This window comes from Clostridium sp. (assembly GCF_051656525.1).
GTDB lineage: Bacteria > Bacillota > Clostridia > Clostridiales > Clostridiaceae > Clostridium.
Genome location: NZ_JBOGCC010000093.1, coordinates 49883 through 70733 on the forward strand (window position 1 = coordinate 49883; position 20851 = coordinate 70733).

The 20851-nt window shown below is 31.5% G+C and carries 16 protein-coding genes; all 16 read right to left on the reverse strand.

Features of this window, described 5'->3' with window-relative positions; genetic code table 11:
- Positions 1-3: 3 nt before the first annotated feature.
- The 16 genes from ACRDDY_RS03840 to ACRDDY_RS03915 all read right to left on the reverse strand — a co-directional run bounded on the left by ACRDDY_RS03840 (position 4) and on the right by ACRDDY_RS03915 (position 20800).
- Complete coding sequence (locus ACRDDY_RS03840) at positions 4-2034, reverse strand: hypothetical protein (RefSeq protein ID WP_438563648.1); 2031 nt, start codon at positions 2032-2034, stop codon at positions 4-6.
- Positions 2035-2086: 52 nt separating this feature from the next.
- Positions 2087-2416: a hypothetical protein gene (locus ACRDDY_RS03845; protein WP_438563649.1), complete on the reverse strand. Its 330-nt coding sequence runs from the start codon at positions 2414-2416 to the stop codon at positions 2087-2089.
- Positions 2417-2427: 11 nt separating this feature from the next.
- Positions 2428-2940, reverse strand: a complete 513-nt coding sequence (locus ACRDDY_RS03850) for a hypothetical protein (protein WP_438563650.1) — start codon at positions 2938-2940, stop codon at positions 2428-2430.
- On the reverse strand, positions 2933-3391 hold the full coding sequence (locus ACRDDY_RS03855) for a phage holin family protein (RefSeq protein ID WP_438563651.1): 459 nt from the start codon (positions 3389-3391) through the stop codon (positions 2933-2935). The genes ACRDDY_RS03850 and ACRDDY_RS03855 overlap by 8 nt, the downstream gene beginning before the upstream one ends.
- A gap of 193 nt (positions 3392-3584) precedes the next feature.
- Entirely contained in the window at positions 3585-4616 is a 1032-nt protein-coding gene (locus ACRDDY_RS03860) for a tyrosine-type recombinase/integrase (protein WP_438563652.1), read from the reverse strand.
- Positions 4617-4631: 15 nt separating this feature from the next.
- Positions 4632-5372, reverse strand: coding sequence for a hypothetical protein (locus tag ACRDDY_RS03865; protein ID WP_438563653.1), 741 nt, complete (start codon positions 5370-5372; stop codon positions 4632-4634).
- Between the two features lie 3 nt (positions 5373-5375).
- On the reverse strand, positions 5376-6257 hold the full coding sequence (locus ACRDDY_RS03870; RefSeq protein ID WP_438563654.1) for a hypothetical protein: 882 nt from the start codon (positions 6255-6257) through the stop codon (positions 5376-5378).
- A 4-nt stretch (positions 6258-6261) separates the two neighbouring features.
- Positions 6262-9909, reverse strand: coding sequence for a hypothetical protein (locus tag ACRDDY_RS03875; protein WP_438563655.1), 3648 nt, complete (start codon positions 9907-9909; stop codon positions 6262-6264).
- A 10-nt stretch (positions 9910-9919) separates the two neighbouring features.
- Positions 9920-10279, reverse strand: coding sequence for a hypothetical protein (locus ACRDDY_RS03880; protein WP_438563656.1), 360 nt, complete (start codon positions 10277-10279; stop codon positions 9920-9922).
- Complete coding sequence (locus ACRDDY_RS03885; RefSeq protein ID WP_438563657.1) at positions 10276-11313, reverse strand: hypothetical protein; 1038 nt, start codon at positions 11311-11313, stop codon at positions 10276-10278. The genes ACRDDY_RS03880 and ACRDDY_RS03885 overlap by 4 nt, the downstream gene beginning before the upstream one ends.
- Positions 11314-11428: 115 nt before the next feature.
- The gene (locus tag ACRDDY_RS03890) at positions 11429-12208 is read right to left on the reverse strand and encodes a KilA-N domain-containing protein (RefSeq protein ID WP_438563658.1); all 780 of its coding nucleotides are present in this window, start codon (positions 12206-12208) and stop codon (positions 11429-11431) included.
- 78 nt (positions 12209-12286) lie between these two features.
- Positions 12287-12991: a hypothetical protein gene (locus tag ACRDDY_RS03895; protein ID WP_438563659.1), complete on the reverse strand. Its 705-nt coding sequence runs from the start codon at positions 12989-12991 to the stop codon at positions 12287-12289.
- A 91-nt stretch (positions 12992-13082) separates the two neighbouring features.
- The gene (locus ACRDDY_RS03900; protein ID WP_438563660.1) at positions 13083-17675 is read right to left on the reverse strand and encodes a hypothetical protein; all 4593 of its coding nucleotides are present in this window, start codon (positions 17673-17675) and stop codon (positions 13083-13085) included.
- Between the two features lie 769 nt (positions 17676-18444).
- Complete coding sequence (locus ACRDDY_RS03905; protein ID WP_438563661.1) at positions 18445-19368, reverse strand: phage tail tape measure protein; 924 nt, start codon at positions 19366-19368, stop codon at positions 18445-18447.
- 11 nt (positions 19369-19379) lie between these two features.
- Complete coding sequence (locus ACRDDY_RS03910) at positions 19380-20066, reverse strand: hypothetical protein (RefSeq protein ID WP_438563662.1); 687 nt, start codon at positions 20064-20066, stop codon at positions 19380-19382.
- A complete protein-coding gene (locus tag ACRDDY_RS03915; RefSeq protein ID WP_438563663.1) occupies positions 20066-20800 on the reverse strand; it encodes a hypothetical protein in 735 nt (244 codons plus the stop codon). The genes ACRDDY_RS03910 and ACRDDY_RS03915 overlap by 1 nt, the downstream gene beginning before the upstream one ends.
- Between the last annotated feature and the right edge of the window lie 51 nt (positions 20801-20851).

Below are 20851 nucleotides of genomic sequence, written 5' to 3' on the forward strand. Positions count from 1 at the left end.
TTTTTAATAACCTATTGCTAAACATCTAGACCCATTGTTCGCAGTGGCGTTTGTAAAAGATATTGAATTTGTTTGTTGTTGTATTCCTGTTGGATATCCAGTTGTACATGAAATACAAACAGTATATGTATGTGGTGCTGAGAATGCTATGGGTAAAGTTGCAGTTACAAAACTTCCTGCTATGTCTCCAGATTTACCTGCACCAAACCATTGAACTATTAAACCATTTGCCAATTTACACCAACCATCTCCACTTTTAACTATTGTACAGTTTTTATCATCAAACGCTCTAATAAATTCAGTAGATAAATCTGTATCTCCATAAACAGTTCTATAACGTAACCCATCTTTCCCAACTAAAATTTGAGACCTGTGATTTCCTGCTACGTTATTCCTAAATTGCCCTATTTGAAGACAATGTGCTGTAATTCTGTTCAAACTACTACCAGTATCAACAGTTCCATTAAACCAATTGTATGCTAGAGGTGTATAGTCTCTCATAGAATTCAACCCTTTTACCTCTCCAATATCAATATTTTTAGAATTTAATAAAATATCGCTTTTATTTTTGTCTACTTCGCCTTTTAAAGTGGCTATCTTAGTGTTTGGAATTTCATTTAAAAACTTTCCTCCACCAATATCTACTGGGTTTAATTTAGCTGTATTTTCACATTTAACCAAATAATGTCCACCGTCATCTGCATCTGACTCTCCTAATATCTTTATTACATCATCTAATACAATTCTACTTTTCATATCATCGTTAGCTATCAACAAATTCATAGTTGGAAAACAAAATTTAATATGTGGTGTCATATCATCTTCAACTACCCATGTTACATCATATGTGTCTGAATAAATATTTGTTAGTGTTATCAATCCAGTATTTAATTCAACAGAGAATTGATTTTTATTCATTTTAACTCCGTCTAAATATAGATTAGGATTGAATAATTGTTTTCCAACTGCTATTGAAGTTCCACTTGCAGGTAAGTTTCCTAGATAATCATACTCTCCTAGTAGTTCAGCTTTTCTCATCAGTTTAGCTACTCCACCAGTTCCAATGGCATCTATTAGTTGTTTTAAAACCTTACCTTGTTCAGCAGATAGTGGTCTTTTTACTCCACCAGTAAGTAAGTCATCTACGATATTTAACTTTAGTTTTTTATTAACTAAAATACCTTCATCTTCAGACGTTACATTTAACACTTCATTTACTCTTTCTAATCCATTTCCTATTTCAACTTTTTTAGAGTTTACTTCGTTTATAGCTCCAACAACACTTTTAGAAATTGTTTGTAAGTCATTATCTATTTTAAATTGTTTTTCATCATAAATCTTATCTACTAACTCTCCAAGTTTGTAAGTTTTACCTCTTCTAAAATCTCCAATTGGGTCATCTGAGTTTTCGTCTCTATCAAAATGAAATGTATCTCCTGTTGTGAAATCTATTTCATCTAATATTCCATCTACTCCAACTGCTCTAATTCTTTCTATTTCTCTATCAGCTCTAGCTATAAGCCTAGGGATTTCAGTATTGTTTGTATGAGCCGTTATTCTTGCAATTTCACTATTTGTATGAGTTGTTATTTCTCCTTCTTTTACCAATTCATAGTCATCCAACTCTTTTTCTTTTAATTTCTCATGAGCATCTAATTCTAATTTTTCATCCTCACATCTCTCATTTAGTTCTATCTTTTGAGCTTCTGTGAACTCATCTATTTCCTTCATTTGTTCTAAAACAAACGGTCTGATATTGTTTGTCTTTAGATTTTCTGTATAGCTATCTAAATCTGGCTTTACATGTATATCTATGTAATTATTTACTTTAACTTCAATCAACTTATCTGCATCTACTAAGCTTAACTTTTCTTGCTCTAGTCTTCCTAATTCGGTTTCTATACCAGTTATGTTGGAAACTAGGTCTGACTGGAAACCATCAACTTGTTTTATTACAGTATTAAGAATTTCTCCCCATTCGTTTAAGCTACCGAAAACTACTGGCAACCTATATGTTGGTTTTACTACAGGCATTAATTTCACCACCTTTATTATTAATTTAAGTGGGTGTTTCCACACCCGTATTTTACTTTAAAAACTCATTTAATTTATCTAAAACTTCTTCTAAGTCTTTGAACTTTCCACCACTATAAATTGTAAACTCTATTAAATGTTTTGCTTCTAAAACCTTCCTTTTAGAATCCATTTCATTTTTTAGCTTAGTTTTCTTAGCTTTATATTCAGATAAAATAACTTTAATTTCTTCACTTAATTCTTTGTTTAAAGCCATCTTTTCTTCTCTTTGTTCAGCTCTAAGTTCTTTCCTCTCAGCCTTATGTTTCTCGCCAACTTCTTTTAAAGAAGAACAAGCACCCATTGATAATGTTAATGCTAAAATAACTAAAACCTTTTTCATTCCATCACTTCCTATATTTTCTTTTTTATTCCAATGGCTATTTCGCCACTAGATTCACCTTTAAAATCCGTCTTAGCTTTTGCCTCTGCGTAAATGTATGTATCTGATTCTGTTGGTTTTTCGCCAACTTCTATTTTATGAGAAACTTCAACAACTTCATCTTTTAATTCTATTTTTGTAGATGTACTCGTCAAACACTCATCATTTCCTTTTAAATCAAACTCTCTATCTATTTCGCATACATTAGCTACGACATTCATTCCTTTTTCCATTATTGTAATTAACACATATTTTGTCACACATTTTCTAATTAAAAATGGAATTTTTTTGTCATCTCTAATAGCCTTAACTTTTTCATCTATTCCCTTTTGAGCCAAGTCTGTATTGACTCTTTTTTCAATCTCAGAAAGAGCATTAATAACAATGCTCTTAACCACTGGTGTCTTTCTAAAAATAAAAAATCCAATTATCAAAGTTACAACAATTATAATATCTATCTTATATGCTTGTAAAATCTCAATCATCTCTATCATCTCCACCACTTTTTCTTTTACTAAATTTTATAAAGTGTTTTAAAACAATTGGTACTTCTGCACCTTGAATTGTAATTGTCACATAAAGTAAAACTAGTTCTTTGTGTGACATCCATAATAATAAATAATTTCTTAGCGACATAACTTTTGCAGAGTCTAAATGTAGGAGTCTGTCTGCAATAGAGCCTATTACTACAATAACAAAGTTGTGTAAGACTCTTTTCAGAGCATTTTTTAAAATCTTCCAATCACAATTAAATACTGCTTGATATGTCGCAAATAGCAAATTTATTATATTTAACAATGCGAAGATAAGAAGTAGCTCATCAATGCCTCCCAAAACAAAGCAAAGAACTGCTAGAGCCACATAAATGTAAATGTTATCCTGTATAATTGCATGTAATTTTCTAAGTAACTCTTCGCTGAAGTAGGTAGGTGTCATTGTTACCCACCTACTTGGTTAAGTAAATCTTCCAGTATTTTTTGTCCATCTTTTGCTAGTTCTGACTTATTTATCATCGTAATTGTGTTTGGCTTATATACATTTTTAGGCATTTTATGTACTATAAACGTACAACAAAAGAGAAAAACTAATAATAAAATGCTTGTTTTATTTGAGACTGAATATTCTGTCATTACAAATCACCCAGTCCTTTCTTTTCTACTTCAGTAATTTTTCCACTAAATAAGTCTGCAAATTGCTCCATAGATTCTTCTTGGTCAATATCTATATATAATTTTGTCACATCAGTTGACCCGTGGCCTAGTAACTTTTGACAAGCTTCCATAGGTAATCCCATTTTTGTTAACATAGTCGGTAGCGTATGGCGTAAGCTATGCCAATAAAATTTTGGTAATTCTAATTTTTCACAAATTCTATTTATGGTATTTGCGTAGCTGTCCATAGTAGGAATGCCCAATTGTTCACCATTTATGTCACAGAATAAATATTCACTTATTATTGATTTTTCTTCTTTATACTCTAGTAATTTTTGTAAATATTCATCACATTTCTTCCATACATATTTATGGTCTTTTCTGTCTCCACTACCTTTTACAAGTATTTTTGAAGTTTTATAAAAAGAATCTCCCCACACTAAATTTACATTTGTTGTAAAATCTTTGTGCAATAATCTAGTTAATTCTGCTTTTCTCAAACCACTATAACAAGCTACTATTATCAAAGAAGCCAATTGAATTTTATCTTCTTCTAATAAAGTATCTGCTATTTTTTTACAATCTTCGAACGAAAATATAGATTTTTCTCTAACCGCTTCTCTAACAGGAACTTTTGTTTTGTTCATTCTAGGTCTAAAATCTGGCATCACGTCACCCATCATAACTTCAACAAAGCTTTCTAGAGAGTTTACAGAAGACCTTCTTCTTGAAACTATCTTTGTACCTACTCCCATGTCCAATTGGTATTTTTGAAATTGTCCAAAATCCAATCTTGTCAATTTAAAGAAATCTATATTTCTTTTTTTATCTAATACCCAACAGAAAAATATACGCAAGTCATTACGATATTGTTTCAACGTACTTTCTTTAAGTCCATCTCCTTCTTTTGAATCTAGAAAATTTTCCATCAACTCCTTATTTTCTTCATTCACACTTTCCCATTTCTCTGGTGTAACCAAATTTTTGTTATACACTGTTTTTCTACTCATTTTTGCATCACCTCTTTAATTGAAATTTTCTATTGCCACAGCCAAACATTGTGCCTGTTGATTTGTTGTATTTTGTATATCATAAAATGATAAATTACGTATTTCTGAACTAAGTATTATTTTTGGACTGGCTTGACCCCCTACTGAAATATTAAATCCACTTGTATCTATATTTAAACTACCAGCCTCCTCTATTCTTAGAATTTCTACAAATACATTGTATACTTGAATATAATCATTTACTTCATCACCAGCAAGTCTACTGTATGTATAGTAAGTAAAATCCTTTAAATTCATACATCTGCTCGAATCTAATGTATATCCATCATGGATTGTATGTATTCTAGCTATTAAAGACCCATTCATCATAAAATCCATGTATAACGAATGGTTTTTAGAAGAATCTCCATACTTAGATATAGATAGTTTGAAGTTTATTGTGCCCAACACTTCTTTTACTCTAGCATTGTATGAGTATGTATAACCACCTTCATTGTCTCTTATTTTATATTCTCCAACATTTATTTCTTTACATAGGGTAGAGCTCGACCACCAATTTGCAATTTGACCACTTATACTAGAACTAGTTTCGAAGACAAAGGCGTTGTTTTTTGTAGATAGTGATGATGCAAAGCTACTTACAGATGGATTAGTCCAAGTAGCTCCGTTTGTTGTATTCCTTAAGTCTATCTGCTTAGAACCCACAAATAGACTAGAGTGCATCTTTCCTATAGAAAATAAGTTTTTCCATGCCATATACTACACCAACTCCTCGATTACCAAACAAGTTACCTCTGCATCTTCTACAAATACATTTTCCGATAAAAATTCTTTTAAATACACTACATATCCATTTAAACTACCATCCCCTCTGTATGCTATTGTACTAGGCACTCCATATCTTTTATACTTACTATAATACCCAAGTGCAACGTCATAACTTCTGACGTCATATTGTAGATTTCCATCATCCCATAATTTCACATAAACTGAGTGATTTCCAGCAAATCCTTTTTGATAAGACATAGCAAATATGCAGTCATCTCTAAGCCTAATCTCTGTATATGCAGGAGACGTTATTTTTGTCTCTATGAATTTGCCTGTAAATCTCCAACTTTTTAATCTACATCTATATGTATTTCCAGATAAATTTTCTAAAGATAAGTTGTATCCTCTATCTCTTTTTGTAAATTTCATCCTAGAAACCATAGGTATTATTGTATATTTTCCTTTAGTCCAACTTCCTTTCCCTAATAAATCTAAGTTTTGAGTAAAACCGTTTGACGAATTTAATTTAAACGAAGTTATCTTTCCTATTGCTGATATAGTTACCCAATTTCCATATTTCGGAGATGTATCTGTCGTAGTGACAGAAGCATCTCCTTCAAATATTACAACATTTATAACCGAATTTCCTGTAACATTTTCTCTTGCAGAAAAATAATAGTTAGGGTATGCACCATTTAAAGTTAGTGTTGAATCCCATATGTAATCAACAGCATCTACACTTTCGTATGCGTATATAAACTTTATATCTGAATACTTATATCCATTTGACAATATTTCTACATTAAAACTTTCATTTACTCTTATTTTAAAAACTTTAAAATTTTTTATCAATTTTGTATCTACCCATGCCATATCATCACACCTTTTGTTGGAAAACTAATTCTCCACCTCTCATTATTATTCTTTTATTACTACTAGCTTCATTTACTCCATTATAGCTAATTATACCTTTATCTCCACCGTAAACTTCTAGAGTTCCGTATATCTTAGTCTGAGCATTTAACTCTACATTTGCACCTCTTACTATGAAGTCACCATTTATAGTCGTATTTCCATTTAATATTATTCTTCCAGTGTTAACTTTGTCTAGTGCATCGTCAGCTAACACCCATTCTCCACTTAATAAAACATACATTTTATTGTTTTGAGAAGTATCAAACCAAACATCTCCATCTTTATTTGTTTCTCCTATAACTGGCCTTGTTCCTGTGTAGTAAACTTTATTACCACCTTTGATTTCATAAACTTTATCTTGTGCATCTACCCATTGGCCATTATTCCAAACCCACGGATGATTTCTGTCTAGTGTATTAATCCATAAGTCTCCATTTTTTAAATTAGGGTGCGTTGCCAAAGTTGGCTCAACATCTGAATAATAAGTTTTAGTATTTTGTAATGCTAACCACAAATCATTACCTGCATGTTGCCCATTAGCTCCTACTACGAAATCTCCTTGAAAGTGTGCTCCATTTATTGGGTCAAATTTAAAAAATGTAACTCCATCTCCTATGTGAGCACGTCTTGAATAAAAAGTTCCATCTATTCCAACCATAGTTGATACCACATAAAATCCAACTTCTAGCTCTGGGGTTATTACTGCCTCTTCTGTATCATACATTCGTCTCTTTTTTACAAAAGCTCTAAATTCTCTATCTGATTGAACAAATACTATTTCACCATCTATATTTACAGCAAACTCACTTTCTGGGAATAATGCTTTTGTATATTCTTCAAATTTAGTTCCACTAAAATCTTTAAAGTAGATATAATTTCCATCAAACCTTTCTATTCTAGCTCTAAACTCCTCTCTTTTAACTTCTGCTAATGCAACTACTCCTAGTTTTCTATCCTCATCACTTCCACCTTCTCCACCATTAGGCTTATCTGTCTCACCTTCTCCACCTGCGAAGTCGTAGCTTGGTATTTCAACAGGGTCGTATTCTATATAGTCCTTTATGTCTATATCATAAGGTTTGGTGTCAGTTGCATTTAAATTTATAAGAGATAATTCTACAACATTGGTTCTAGCATTTGATTTTATACCAGTAACCAACCATTTTATATTTTCTCCAACATGGGTAAAGACAGTATCTATTACAGTTACTACGTCATATAACTCGATGTCTATTCCATTGTGAACACTTACTGGCAACGTATACTTTGTTGTCATAGGTGTTACTCCGTTAAAATGGTCTAAAATATATCCCATCAACATTTTAACTCCATCTTTTTCTAATAACTTTGAGTCAAAAGAATACTCTTTATCTCCATAAATATCCTTGGAAGTATCTCCATCTGTATTTGTTGTACTAGAAAATCCACTAACCTCTTGTGAAAATTGAATTACAGGGTTTCCTCTGAAATACAATTCTTGCAGATAAACTATTTTATCAACTGGAAATCTCTGAAACTTCCACTTTCTATCTTTACTTTTTGGAGGAAAGTTATTGTCCAATGTTATCCAATGTTTAACTTCTGTCTCACTTATAACATCTGTCTTCTTGTTGGTTATTCTATATCTAAGCTTACTCAATTTTTCATCAAACAATTTTGATTCTTGAGAAGTTGGATTATCAAAGTTTTTCACTATTAAAATATCGCCTACTTTGAAAGGCGACATATCTGAAACCTGTAAAATTCTATTTCCTAACCTTGAAACTTCCTCTCCTTCATAAATATCTATTAAGCTATTTGCATTCATAGTGTTTGATAAAACCAACTTTCCATCATTTGACGATGTACTCTTTTCATTTTTTGTTACTTCTATTAATAAATTAGAGTTATCAAATTTATTAAAGAACAATACCGGTTGATTTTTAATCGTATTTTCATACCCTATATTCGATAATGCAAATATTGGAGGATAATCTTTTCCACTAAATTGAGTTTTCTCTTGATTATATAATAATTTTGAACTATCCCATGTTCCATAAATACCATTTACTTCTTCTATTATTCCACTATACTCTCCAGCTTCTAAATTACTAGCTGACCCAAATGACATTACAATTTCTGTCTCATACTTTGTTTCTCCATCTATTTTTGGTAATAATGGTAACATTTGATTCATAAATTTTTCACTATCAGAACTTCCTCTTCCTCTTGAATATCTCCATATCATAGGCAGGTCGAATCTTGCATAGTGTAAGTTCATAGGCTGTATGTTTTGACTAAGGTTTTTGTATAAATAGTCAGCTTTACCAAGATAAAACAATTTATAATCTTTATCTCCTTGTAATATAGGCAATATAGTTACTTTATTCCCCTTTTCTTTTTTACCAACCATGCCATACACTTCTAAATAAGGTGCTTTTGTGCCTTTGAATAATACATAGTCTTTTAATTGAACTGCTGAGAAAACTTGTTCATCTATAATCTCTATCGAATCTGCTTGGTAATCTCCATTTGGAGCAACTGACACAAACTTATCTGAGCTAACTGCATTTGTTTTCACACCTGCAAAGTGCACATATTCATTATTTAACTCTTCAAAATCAAACATGGTTTGTCTTTCATAGCTACTTGTATCTATTTTATTAAATACTAATAACGAATTTTCGTTCATCATTGTATCTGTTATATTATACTTTAACGTTTTTTGAGATTGTAAATCTTTAACTTTCATATCTGAAAATATTTTTATTCTCTCATATCTATCAAAACAAAATCTAACTCCACAACTTGCATAAGCTTTCAACATTTCACTCATCTTTTTATATTCTTTTGTGTGCATATTTCCTATTTGTACAAATGAATCTGCTGTTACTCCGTCTGCATAATATACATCATGGTCTTCAAGTCCGAATATCATTTGTAGAAACTGCTTTGGCTCACACGATTTAATTTGTTGATTTATTGCCAAATCTTTATCAAACCATTTAGCTAAAACTGTTTTAATGTTTATAGATATCATATTAGGGTCTCTTTTACCCTTAGTATTAAATCCAACTTTTTCTATTATTGTTGCATTTTTCAACACACATTTTCCATCTACACCTTTAAATAAAAATGCCATAGATTTCTTATTTTTTATAGAGTAAATTTTATCTAATGAGAATTGCATCCACTTTTTGGGGTCATCTTTTATCTCTATCTTTCCAGTTCCTAATTCAACTGGGAATACAGTCGACCCTATAGTTCCCATAGTCTCATTAAAATCCCAACCTATTAATTGAATTGGCGATATAAGTGGAATAACAGTTCTAAATTTCATTCCTATCACTTGTTCTTCTTCTATCGTACCAAGCTGTGCTCTTTCTACTACAACTTGTGTATTTCCACTTATTTCAGACTGCTCTAGTATTTTTACTATTTCACATCCAAATATGGCGTAACTTCCAACTTTATCATTTTGTTTTCCTTTTATTAAGAATGTATTGCCATTTTTAGAGATAAAAGCAGTATCTATATTTGTTCTTTCTATGTTAGAAAGTACAACTAAGTTTGTAACCTCTATGTTTTCTAAACTTTCAGATATGCCATATTTAGACAAATCTATCATCAAAAATCACCTCCTATTTTTTCTCTAACTTTAAACTTCCTTTGTAATAAAACTTTTTAGTTTTATAATCTTCTTTCTTTTCCAAATCTAATGTGTCGCCAGTTATTTCATAACCAGTATAATAATCTCCTGTGTCAGAATCTTCTATACTTATAACATGAGCTTTACCAAACATAATTGATAGGTTATCAAACATATCATCATTCATATAGTCCATTGTTATCTGTAAATCAAATACAAACCTACCTGTTTCTGTTATCCTCTCGTTATAAATAGTTTCAATCTTATTCATACCAAGCCTAGTTGGGATAGGTTTTATTCCACCTTTAAATTCAACAGTATAATTATATTTATCATTTGTTAATATTATCATAAAACCTCACCTAACCTTGCAGAGTTTTTAACTATCTTTTCTCCACCATATCTTCCTCTACCATACTGACCTTCTCCATATGGTCTATCTTTTCCTTTATTTATATCTATATAGTTTCCACAATAAATTGTAAAAGTTTTTGTATTCTTATTTTTATCGTATACTATATTAACATTATCGCTCACAACACAATTGTTTACCAATACTACTCTTCCATAATATCCATTGTAAAACAACAGTCTAAATTCTTGCCCAACCATTGAATCTACAATATTAAACAAATCCTTACCCTCAAACGTTGTCATACTTATTGTATTGTCAACAGTATTCAACACTCTTCTAGTAACATTTCCAAAAGCCTGTTTATTTGTATCTTCTTGTACATTTGATGATATCGAAGCACTATCAAAGTTTTCTAATTGATTTCCTCTAAACGTTATCCAATATTGAGGGTTTTCAAACATTTCATCTTCCCACACCTTTGAGTACGTTTGATATGTTACTGTAAACGTTGTGTTATCACCTTCTATAATTTTATCTTCATCATATAAATACACAACTATTTCTGAAAAGTTGTCTACTAAAAAACTCATATTTCCTATTATCTTCAAAGTATTTCCGTTTACTTGGTAAGATTTTACATCTCTCCCAGACAATTGTACTCTAAATATTTTCTTTCCATTAATCGGAACTGTAAATGTACCATTGTTTACCGATGTGGATAAAACCCTTTTCGCTCCAATGAAATATTGAGTTCCACTTTGAAAATCATTTCTAACCTTTATACTATCTCCAACTTTGACAACTTGTATTTCTTTTGTAACTCTATTATATAACATCACTCCATCTGTACCATTGTACTCTGTTATTGTATAGTATTCTGTTTCTCCACTATCTATTAGTCCAACTAATTTATTTCCCAAATCATCAACACTTAAAACACCCGTGTTGTTTTTTGTTGAATTTACAGTTATTGTTGCCTCAACTTTTTGTTCCACAAATACTTCTGTATCTCCTAGAGAGTCTATAATCATATCTTCACCTACCTTTTCCGTAAACTACTTTAGGGAAAGTATGCGAACATACTCTCCCTTTATATATAGTATACCATATTTTAGTATTTTTGTCAATCATTTTTAACGCAAAATTTTATTTATTTACAATCAAATCATATAGTTCTAAGAATTTATTCTCATAATACATCGGCTGAACTTCTTTTGGATTCATAGGACTTACTTGATTTTCTCCATACTCCAATCCTTTTGTACTCAGAGCTTTGTATTTCTTAACGCCACCTTTAGAACTATTTCTTTCTTTTTCTTCTAATATTCCATCGGCCAACAGCAACTTATTAAAAGTTATTATTTTTAACTCTTTGTTATTTTTCTTTAACAAATCACTAGGTGGGAACAACACACCTTTTGAATCTACATAATCTAACAATAATTCATCTCCAAGATTCATGGTTTTAACAATCTTGTTTGACAAACTAGCTTTTGACGAATCATTAAGATTCATAAGATTTGATATGTTTGACAACACAGCATACTTAAGATTCACTTCTTCTATTCTTGTTGGCTGTGATTGAATTTCAACTTTTCCTTCTCTAATAAGGGTAGTTATTTGTTCGTCGCACCAGATTTCAAAAGAGATGTCGCAATATCTGGCCAAGTGTAATACTAATTTCTCGTGAATCCAAGTTCCAGCTTCAATCCCGTCTTTAGATATGATTAATTCTCCTACCACCCTATGGGAATTTTCCATAGCCTCTAAATACCTTTTTGTATTTGAACTTCTCTTCCAATCTGCTATTTTAGAGCTACCTCCAAAGTTTCTTGCCATAGAGTTCGCATTCGCATACACCATTCCATCAATCATTTTGAATTCAATCGAATTTCCTAAATATTTTTTTACTACTAAATTATTCATATAACACCTTCCTATGTTTTTATTTGTGATTTCTCACTTTGATATGAGTTTATCACATACATAGGAAGATGTCAAGTATTAAATTTTATATTTTCTTTTGGCCTTATTTAATGCCATATCTTTTGAAGTCGAATGAGATTGTGTAAAGCTATAAGCACTAACAAAATCCTCTCTTAATTCTTCGTAAACTAAACCTAAATCCAATCTTATTTGTGGGTTTTCATCTTGAAACTTTCTAATATCACCCTTTAGTATTTTACCTTCGACTCCAATTAACTCTGCTAACATTTTAGAAATCATAGTATTCATAATCATAACCTTTCCACCATCTGAGTCAAGTTTGTCTTGTGCTGACATTTGATTACGTCTATCTTGTATATCAAAAAGATTTACATTGTTCGCTACGAGTAGATTGTTTACAAATTTCATAAACTCAACCCACGTTTTTAAAGCCACCTCACCAGCTCTCGCTGTTGGTTCGAAAAACGTTAGTAATACTGGCGAGTCTTTTAAGTTAACACAACTTATATCAACAAATTCATTTTTATTACCACCTTTTGATTTTGACACTTTGACTGGCACTGTAAAACTTTTACGGGGGCATAATTTTAATAAACCTATCTTTTCGTCAACCTTATTAGATGTAGCTGATGGAACATCTCCCTTTGAATCCAACCTCCCCAGAGCTCCAAACATATCTTTCATCACTATCCAATCCTCATTCACAACCCTTACATTTGTTCCAAAAAATTCTTTAATTTCAACCTTATTCTTTTCTTTCATAATACTCTCCTTTATAATTTGCGTAGACTCGTAAGCCTATCTTTACTACGAGTCTACCACACAAATTTAAATATGTCAAGTATTATTTAAATTAATAATTTTTAGTTATATCTACACCCTTGTCTACTTTTAACTTTTCAATTATAATATCTAACAATTCATCAGCTAACGATTGAATAGAATCACTCTCTATAACGTTGCTCGTATTAATTGCACTTGATATATTGTAAACATATGTATTTTGTTGGCTACTACCAGCCGAGTATTCAACTTTAGAAGAGTCTGTAGAATATGTAATATCTCCAAATTCAAACCCTGCTAAAATAGCCTCCATCTGTAGCCTTTGGCTTTCTATATTTATTCCTATAGCATTTGCTTGGCTCATTAACCCTGCCAACTGACTAAATTTCAACTCTCCACTCAACACTTTGTCTAACTCATTTCCAAACTCTAGTATTTGACTAGAAAATAAATTGTCCATAAGTTTTTCAGATAGAGCTTTTCCTATTTTATCTCCCATGAAGTCACCAACTGCTTTTAAAGCACCATCATCATCTTTTGACAATACAGCATCTTTAAACATCTCTAAAACTTCACCTTGTGTTCCTGTTACCAATCCAGTTTCAAACAACTCTCCTAAGCTCAACCCTGCCTCTATAGCTTGTTTTTGAAGTTGCATAATTATCTCATTGAAACTCTCGCTTTCTTGTTTTGCAGAAATTATCGCATTTAAAACCTTGTCAAATTCTCCTGCTAACTTACTTCCAACATCATCCCAGTTTAAATTTGCACCTTCTTTTTTAAGTTCAACCAACTCTTCTGACATCTTCTTAAAAGAATCCTCTAATGCTTTTGTAACATCTGAAAAATACACATCGTAGTAAATTTGAGAAATATTGCCCAATAAACTGTCCATATATGGCTTCATAGAAGATATAAAGGCTTCTCCAGATGTTGTACCTGTTTCTCTCCACACATCCAAGAACTCGCCTCTTACATCTGTCATAACTGTTACCATTATCGACATTTGCTCTGCTAATTTATCAATTTCTTTTTGCATTTCTTCATCTATTGTTATACCTAAGTTTTTATAGTATTCAGTTAATTGTTGCTTTAATTCTTCTTGTGCTATAGATGAAATACCACTAAACCCTTCCATTGTAGCATCATAAAAGAAGTCATTTATATTGTCTTCGAGTTTATTCATAGCGTCAGCATAGTCATGTATTAACTGTGACATTCCTTCAACATTAGATTGTTCTCCTAGTTTTACATCTTCTAACCAATCAGCAAAGTTCTGCAATTGTTTAGAATCCATGTCATAAATAGAGCCTTTAAATCCATATTGATTCAACATATCTTGAAGTGTCTTTTCATGAGTTTCTGTCCATTGAACAGTCTGACCTTTACTAAATAATCCACCACCAGACTTTTTAGATTTAGTTACTTGGAATGCGACAGACCCAAAATCTCTTGATGAAATCAGTGTTTTATTCATTTCTTTTAAAGCATCTGTAACATTGTTTAACTTATCAAACGTTGGTATTTGTGAGAATGAAGATAATAAACTACTATTTAGACTATCTATTCCACTATTTAAATTTGCCATGTTGTTTGCTAGTTTATTCAAAGCATTTGTGTTTTCTTGGTATAACCTATTAGCCTCATTAGTTTTTTGCTGTGCTTTTTCTTGGTCTTTCCCAGAATCGCCACCAAACATTCCACCTGCTAACCCACCTAGTGCTGACCCTATTAATCCACCAACTGGGCCACCAACCATAGTTCCTATCATTCCACCAATACTTCCTAATTCTCCACCCATTTGCGAGTTTCCACCAAAAACACTAGCCATTAAACTTCCACCCATTTGACCTAGTGCCATTACTGCACTTGCTGACTCCATAACTTTTCCCATAGCTTGTGCATCAAACTTACCATCTTTAAACATACTTCCAAAATCTAATCCAAAATCCCCAGATTTGAACTGTGAATTTACATCAGCAAAATCTGTAAATATATTTCCTATGCTAGTTAGATTATCATTGCCAAATACACTTCCTAATGTTGAAAATAAACTTCCTGTTTGCTCAAAAGGTTTATTCATTTGTTGATAATACTCTAGCATTGTCTTATCTTTATCTAATATATCTTTCTTCAAATCATTCATATCATTTAACAATTCAACTTGTTCTACATATTCCAACGTAGCATCCGAAAGTGCTTTTCCACCCTTCTTTTCTGCTTCTTGTACTTTCTTCTTAGAAGCTAGTACGTTTCTAACTTGGTCTTGTATTGAAGTGTCTATATTCCCAGATGTGATTTCTTTGTTAAATGATTTACTAATTTTATCCATAGATTCTTGTAAGTCTATATCTTGCAATTCCAGCATATCTTTCCAAATATTCATACTTGGTAATCTTGAATCTGCCAGTGAATCTATTATTGTTTTTAAAGTTTTAGGAAAATTATCTGATAATTTATTAAATTCTTGAAGTGGAGCTAGTGCAATCCTTTCTTCTAAATCTAAAACTTTTACCATAGCTGTCATAATTGCATCTAATTGAACTAATTTATCTTTATTTGCCTTTCCAGCTTCTCCCACTTGGAACGTTTGACTTGTTAAAGCATCTCTTTGAGCTTGAAGTGTTTCTAAATTAGCTCTAGTTGCAGATAAATCTGTAAGTCCACCTAATGATTTTTGTCCCATTAATTTAGCAGATTTTAACTCTTGGTCAGCTAATTCTTTATTTACTTCTAACTGTTTAACTTTATACTCATATTCCAATACAGCTTGTTGTCCTGCTGTTTTACCTATTTTCAATCTCTCTAATTCTATATCTAAAGATTCTTTCAAATAGTTTTTATATTTAAAAGTATATTCATTTGTGTTTTTTGCTAACCTAAGCTTGTCGTCATCATAAGATTTTTGGACTCTGTTTAATCTAAGATTCTCTAACAACTTATTTCTAAAATCTTCTCTGTACTTTATTTCAGTGTCAAGATTTCCGTTTACACCTACTCCTATTTTCTCTTGCTCTATTTTTAGAAGAGTTATTTCTTCCTCTAATGCTGATATGTTTCCTAATAACATTATTGCATTCATAGCATACTCTATAGATTCTGGCGAAGAGAAGTCTATCTTCTTTCCTTCCATCTCTAAAAATCTACCATATAAAGAATCAAATCTTTCTTGAGCCTCTTTATTTCCACCGAAACTATCTATGTTTATTTTTTTAAACGCTGATTCTCCAGATAATTCAACTCCACCGACATTTATTTTTCCATGTTCTTTTAATATGTTCATTTGCTTTTTAGCATTTTCTATATTAACATTATTTAATGTTCCTTGAAGTTTTTCTAATATATCTTGTTTACCTTTTATTTCTTTCTCAACATCTTCTGAAAACTTCTTTAAATCGTCAGTTGACTTCTTTCTCTCATCTGAAATTTCAGCTAGTTTTGTTATTTCTCCTTCCATAGATGATGATAATAATTTTACATTTAATCCTTTGTCAGACGAAAAACCAAACATTCCTCTTGAGCTTTTTTCTATATAATCGCTCATTTTGTCAAATGTTTTCATCTCACCTTTTTCTATTTCATCAAACCATATTTTAGCTTGTGCTTCTATTTCCTTTCTGTAAAATTCTCCTCTTCTACTAACAGCTTCATCTATAAATTTTGATTTTACAACCTCTTTTTGAGTGTCATATGCCTCGTTAGATTTATACGCCTTCTCTCTTAAATCATACTCTTGTTTTCTTCTAGCTCTTTGCTCTAATGCAGTTGCTCCTCTATTTATTTCAGAAAAGGCTTCTTTTACTGTTAATAATGAGTCACCCCACTTGTCTGTTATTCCCAATATTCCAGCAATAGCATAACTTGTGTCATCTAATCCATTTAAAACGAATTTTCCATCTCTAATTTCATTTATAACTCTGTTTAGTTCAGCCATTCCAGAAGCAGATTGTTGAGAGAATACAGCTAGTTTGTCAGAAGCTATTTGCTCTCCAGATAGAACATCTAAAAAAGATTGCAGGTTTATTTCTGCTTCTTTTATGTATAGATTATATTTTTGCCATGCAAAAGCACCTAGTGTTACTATTCCAGATACAACTCCCATAACTGGAGTTAGTGATAACATACCTGTTTTTATCATAGATAGACCTTTATATAGAACTCCAAATTGAGCACCAAGTCCAACTACATGTGTACCTAAATCAAATAAAGATTTTGAAGTACTTCCACCTTTTTCTATAATATCATTCAACCCTAAAGTTGTACCCGTTATTAATGTATTCAAATAATTCGAACTTCCACCACTTAAACCTAGAGATAAAACATTATTTCTTAATTTAGCTATCTCATTATTTACGTTCATCATTTGCTTTGCATAGTCTTGTTGATAATCAACTCCTTGTGCAAAAACTCTATTGAACCTTTCCCAATCTCCACCTACTGCTCTTAAAACAGCTTGTGCTTCCGTAAAGTGTCTTCCTGTAAACATCTTTTGCATTGTTCCAGTTGAAATTACACCTTCGTTTTGAAGTTTAGACATTAAAGAAAAAGCTTCTAGTAAATTTCCTTTTGCCATTTCTGCTACTTTGTCAGCAGTTAGTAAAACTCCTGTTGTTGACGTTGCTACCTTACCAGCACTATCTATGTAAACTTGTGCTTTTTGCATATCTACGTCAAATAATTTTTTTGCAGTTTTTTCTAAAGACCATTGTGTTATTATTATATTCGCATTATATAAAATCTCTATCTTTCAATAGAAGTTCAGACTATATCTTCATCACAAACCTCTTGGAATGTGAGTCTCCCATTTCCATTTAATCGAATGTTAATCGAACCCATTTGCTTGGCTGTACTTCTCAACATTGTTGTTGAATCCTAGTCGTTGAGCTTTCATCCTATTTCTAGGACACTTAGTTGCTGATTGCCTAATCTTGTACATTTTTACTATACCTAATTCATTACATTAGCCATTGTCTATATTACTATGACAACTTAGTATTACAAGCCCTAAAGGGTTTCCAGCAGTTAGAGAGATATCGTACATTGTACGAAGTGGCATCTATTTACCAATTTAGAAAAAATTACTTTTATTTTTGTTCCAGCAGTCGCTGTTTACCTTATGTCTCCATAAGGGCTAGACTATATCTTCATCTTATATTTCTTAACATAAGAGCTTCCCATTTCCATTTAATTGAATATTAATCAAACCTTTTCGGCTGTACTTCCACTCATTGTTGAGCGACTCTAGTCGTTGAGCCTTACTCTGCTATTCAGCTTTGCGAGTCTTGGTTGCGGATTACCTAAGATGATGTTCTTTTACCATACCCAATCCCATTACGGTTGGCCACTATAAACTATTAATTTATAGCTTGGTGTCATCATATATAAAGTGTGTCCCCGTCAATTAAAGAAGTTCCTCACATATCGCTATGTTATCAAGCTACCATTTGGAAACCTGCGGATAAACCTAAGTTATTAAGTACTCCTGTAGCACTCAATCCTAATTCTAATATGTCTTGTTTATATTGTCTTAAAGCTTCACCTTGTAATGTTGTCTCATTCGCATACATACCTAATGTACCAGCAAATTGCTTGAATGATTCTGATAAACCACCCATACTCGAAGCTGTTTGAATTGCAACCGAATGAAGTGCATTTAATGTTTGCTTTGTATTCTCTGCTTCAATTCCCAATGAAACCATTATTTTTGTAGCAACTTGTGCTGTATCTTTTAACGATTCCCCAGAGGCAACCGATAGCTTAGATATTTCAGACATCATCATTTGAGCCTCACCAAAAGTTCTACCTGTTCTAACTAAATCATCTGTTGCTTTTGCCAAGTCTTTTGCTGAAACAGGAGTTCCTTTTGACAACTCTAGAAACTTGTCATTTAACTTTGATATTTGACCTGCTGTCATTTGAGAGGCAACACCAACGCCATAAGTATTATTTGTTAGCGAAAGCATTTCTTTTGAGAAAAAAGATAGTCCTCTCATGGCTTGTGTAACCAGTGTTTGTAGTACAATTATACTACCAGCAGTTTTAACTATATTTTCATTTGCACCTTTAAAAGAATCTCCAAACTCTTTAATTGGCTTACTAGTTCCACCTAATTTCTTACTAGCCTCTTCTAATCTTTTAGCCTCAGCAGTAGCATTTTTCAAACCCATATGATAGTCATTTATGCCTTTAACGCTATCTTTTACATTTCCACTATCTATTTGGATTTTAATTTTTCCATTTGGTGCTAGTTTTTCTTTTATATTATTTAATTCTTCAAACTTCTTAATCATCTTATCCATGCTGGTTACAACAGGTTTTTCATTAAGAGTAAAGTCCATACCGACTTGTCTAGACATCTATTCACCACCTATTTCTTTCGTTTAGCTTCTTCTCTAGCTTTCTCGGTATAATATTCTTCCACTTCTACCTTTCTAGCTAAATAAAGCCTTTTTACCATCGTTTCTCTCCATGAATACTGAGAAACTGCTTTATTCATATTCTCTGGAAAAATACAAGCAGAAGAATGTTCCATAGCTCCTCTCATTGTCATAAAAGCCTCTGTGACTTTTCCAGTTTTATCACCAATTTTTAAATCGTCAGAAGCCATATTGATAAAACTATTTACCATTTCACTTCTGTTTCTTATAACAAATTCATTAATCCTTACAAACTCTAATTCTGAATACATCAGCATATTTAAAAGTTTGTATAAATCTTCTTTTGTTTTTAAAAAACATTCACTTTTTGTACTATAGTATGCAATTTCATTGTCATTTAAATCTTCTAAAAAATCATTGTCTTCATCTAAGTCGAATGAAAACATGGTCAAATCTACATCATCTAAAAAATCAGCTAAATTGTTTTTTACTTTTTTTATTTTCAAATCATCTCTATATTCTACAAAGAAATTCTCATCGGTTTCATACGTCATTGACACTTTTGCTATATCAAAACAAAAGGGAAGAACTAATTTAGTCTCCCCTTCCCCTACAGATATCTCACAGTATCTTTTCATATTACATTTTGTGAAAAAATCCGTTACATTAGAAGACATTACAGCTCAACACCAATTTTTTCTTCAGATTGTTTTATCTTTTTCTCAACCGATTTAGCTGTTTTCATTAAGTTTTTTTGAACTTTTGTAAAACTTTCTTGGTACTCTTTATAAGCTTTATTTCTAGCATCTTCATCTTCAATTGACATTATTCTTCTCAAGTCATTTTGAATAGATACTCTTATAGCTATTTGAGTTTCATCTCTTAGTCCAGTTTTAATAGCACCAACTATTGATTCCAATACCATTAATTCTTCATCATACTTTATTACATCACTGAACACATTTACTAGTTCTACATAATTATCTTTTTCAACTTCTAAATCTTGCCACAGTGTCATTCCACTTTCAGATTCAGCTTCCATGTTTATGTTTAAAAGAACTTCTAAAATTCTTTCTTTAAATTTTAACACTTCTAAATCTCCACCATCTGCAACTGCATCGCATATATATACAAATCTTGAGGCATTTTTTCTTTCAGCAGGAATCTGTTTTTCATAAAAATCTCTAAGGTTTTTATCAGCCTTATCAAAATTTATATATCTTAAAGTGGCTAACCCACAATCTAATTTGTATTGATTTTTCAGTTTTAATGTCTCTTCATAAGTTCTTACTCTAAAAGGGATTATTACACCCTCCATAGTTTCACCTAAAAATTGACCAAGATTCAATGTCACATTCTTTTGAACTTCTTGTGATATTTGCTTTATCTTTTTTAAGTTATACTTTGCCATTATTCCCTCCTAAATATTTCAGAGAGTCACGAATGACTCTCTTATGTTATT

What these genes read in the sequence shown, in the direction of transcription:
- ACRDDY_RS03855 (WP_438563651.1), bottom strand. Translation starts at nt 3,391, where the DNA reads ATGACACCTACCTACTTCAGCGAAGAGTTACTTAGAAAATTACATGCA.
- ACRDDY_RS03870 (WP_438563654.1), bottom strand. Translation starts at nt 6,257, where the DNA reads ATGGCATGGGTAGATACAAAATTGATAAAAAATTTTAAAGTTTTTAAA.
- ACRDDY_RS03865 (WP_438563653.1), bottom strand. Translation starts at nt 5,372, where the DNA reads ATGGCATGGAAAAACTTATTTTCTATAGGAAAGATGCACTCTAGTCTA.
- ACRDDY_RS03910 (WP_438563662.1), bottom strand. Translation starts at nt 20,066, where the DNA reads ATGTCTTCTAATGTAACGGATTTTTTCACAAAATGTAATATGAAAAGA.
- ACRDDY_RS03880 (WP_438563656.1), bottom strand. Translation starts at nt 10,279, where the DNA reads ATGATAATATTAACAAATGATAAATATAATTATACTGTTGAATTTAAA.
- ACRDDY_RS03905 (WP_438563661.1), bottom strand. Translation starts at nt 19,368, where the DNA reads ATGTCTAGACAAGTCGGTATGGACTTTACTCTTAATGAAAAACCTGTT.
- ACRDDY_RS03850 (WP_438563650.1), bottom strand. Translation starts at nt 2,940, where the DNA reads ATGATTGAGATTTTACAAGCATATAAGATAGATATTATAATTGTTGTA.
- ACRDDY_RS03890 (WP_438563658.1), bottom strand. Translation starts at nt 12,208, where the DNA reads ATGAATAATTTAGTAGTAAAAAAATATTTAGGAAATTCGATTGAATTC.
- ACRDDY_RS03860 (WP_438563652.1), bottom strand. Translation starts at nt 4,616, where the DNA reads ATGAGTAGAAAAACAGTGTATAACAAAAATTTGGTTACACCAGAGAAA.
- ACRDDY_RS03900 (WP_438563660.1), bottom strand. Translation starts at nt 17,675, where the DNA reads ATGCAAAAAGCACAAGTTTACATAGATAGTGCTGGTAAGGTAGCAACG.
- ACRDDY_RS03840 (WP_438563648.1), bottom strand. Translation starts at nt 2,034, where the DNA reads ATGCCTGTAGTAAAACCAACATATAGGTTGCCAGTAGTTTTCGGTAGC.
- ACRDDY_RS03845 (WP_438563649.1), bottom strand. Translation starts at nt 2,416, where the DNA reads ATGAAAAAGGTTTTAGTTATTTTAGCATTAACATTATCAATGGGTGCT.
- ACRDDY_RS03915 (WP_438563663.1), bottom strand. Translation starts at nt 20,800, where the DNA reads ATGGCAAAGTATAACTTAAAAAAGATAAAGCAAATATCACAAGAAGTT.
- ACRDDY_RS03895 (WP_438563659.1), bottom strand. Translation starts at nt 12,991, where the DNA reads ATGAAAGAAAAGAATAAGGTTGAAATTAAAGAATTTTTTGGAACAAAT.
- ACRDDY_RS03885 (WP_438563657.1), bottom strand. Translation starts at nt 11,313, where the DNA reads ATGATTATAGACTCTCTAGGAGATACAGAAGTATTTGTGGAACAAAAA.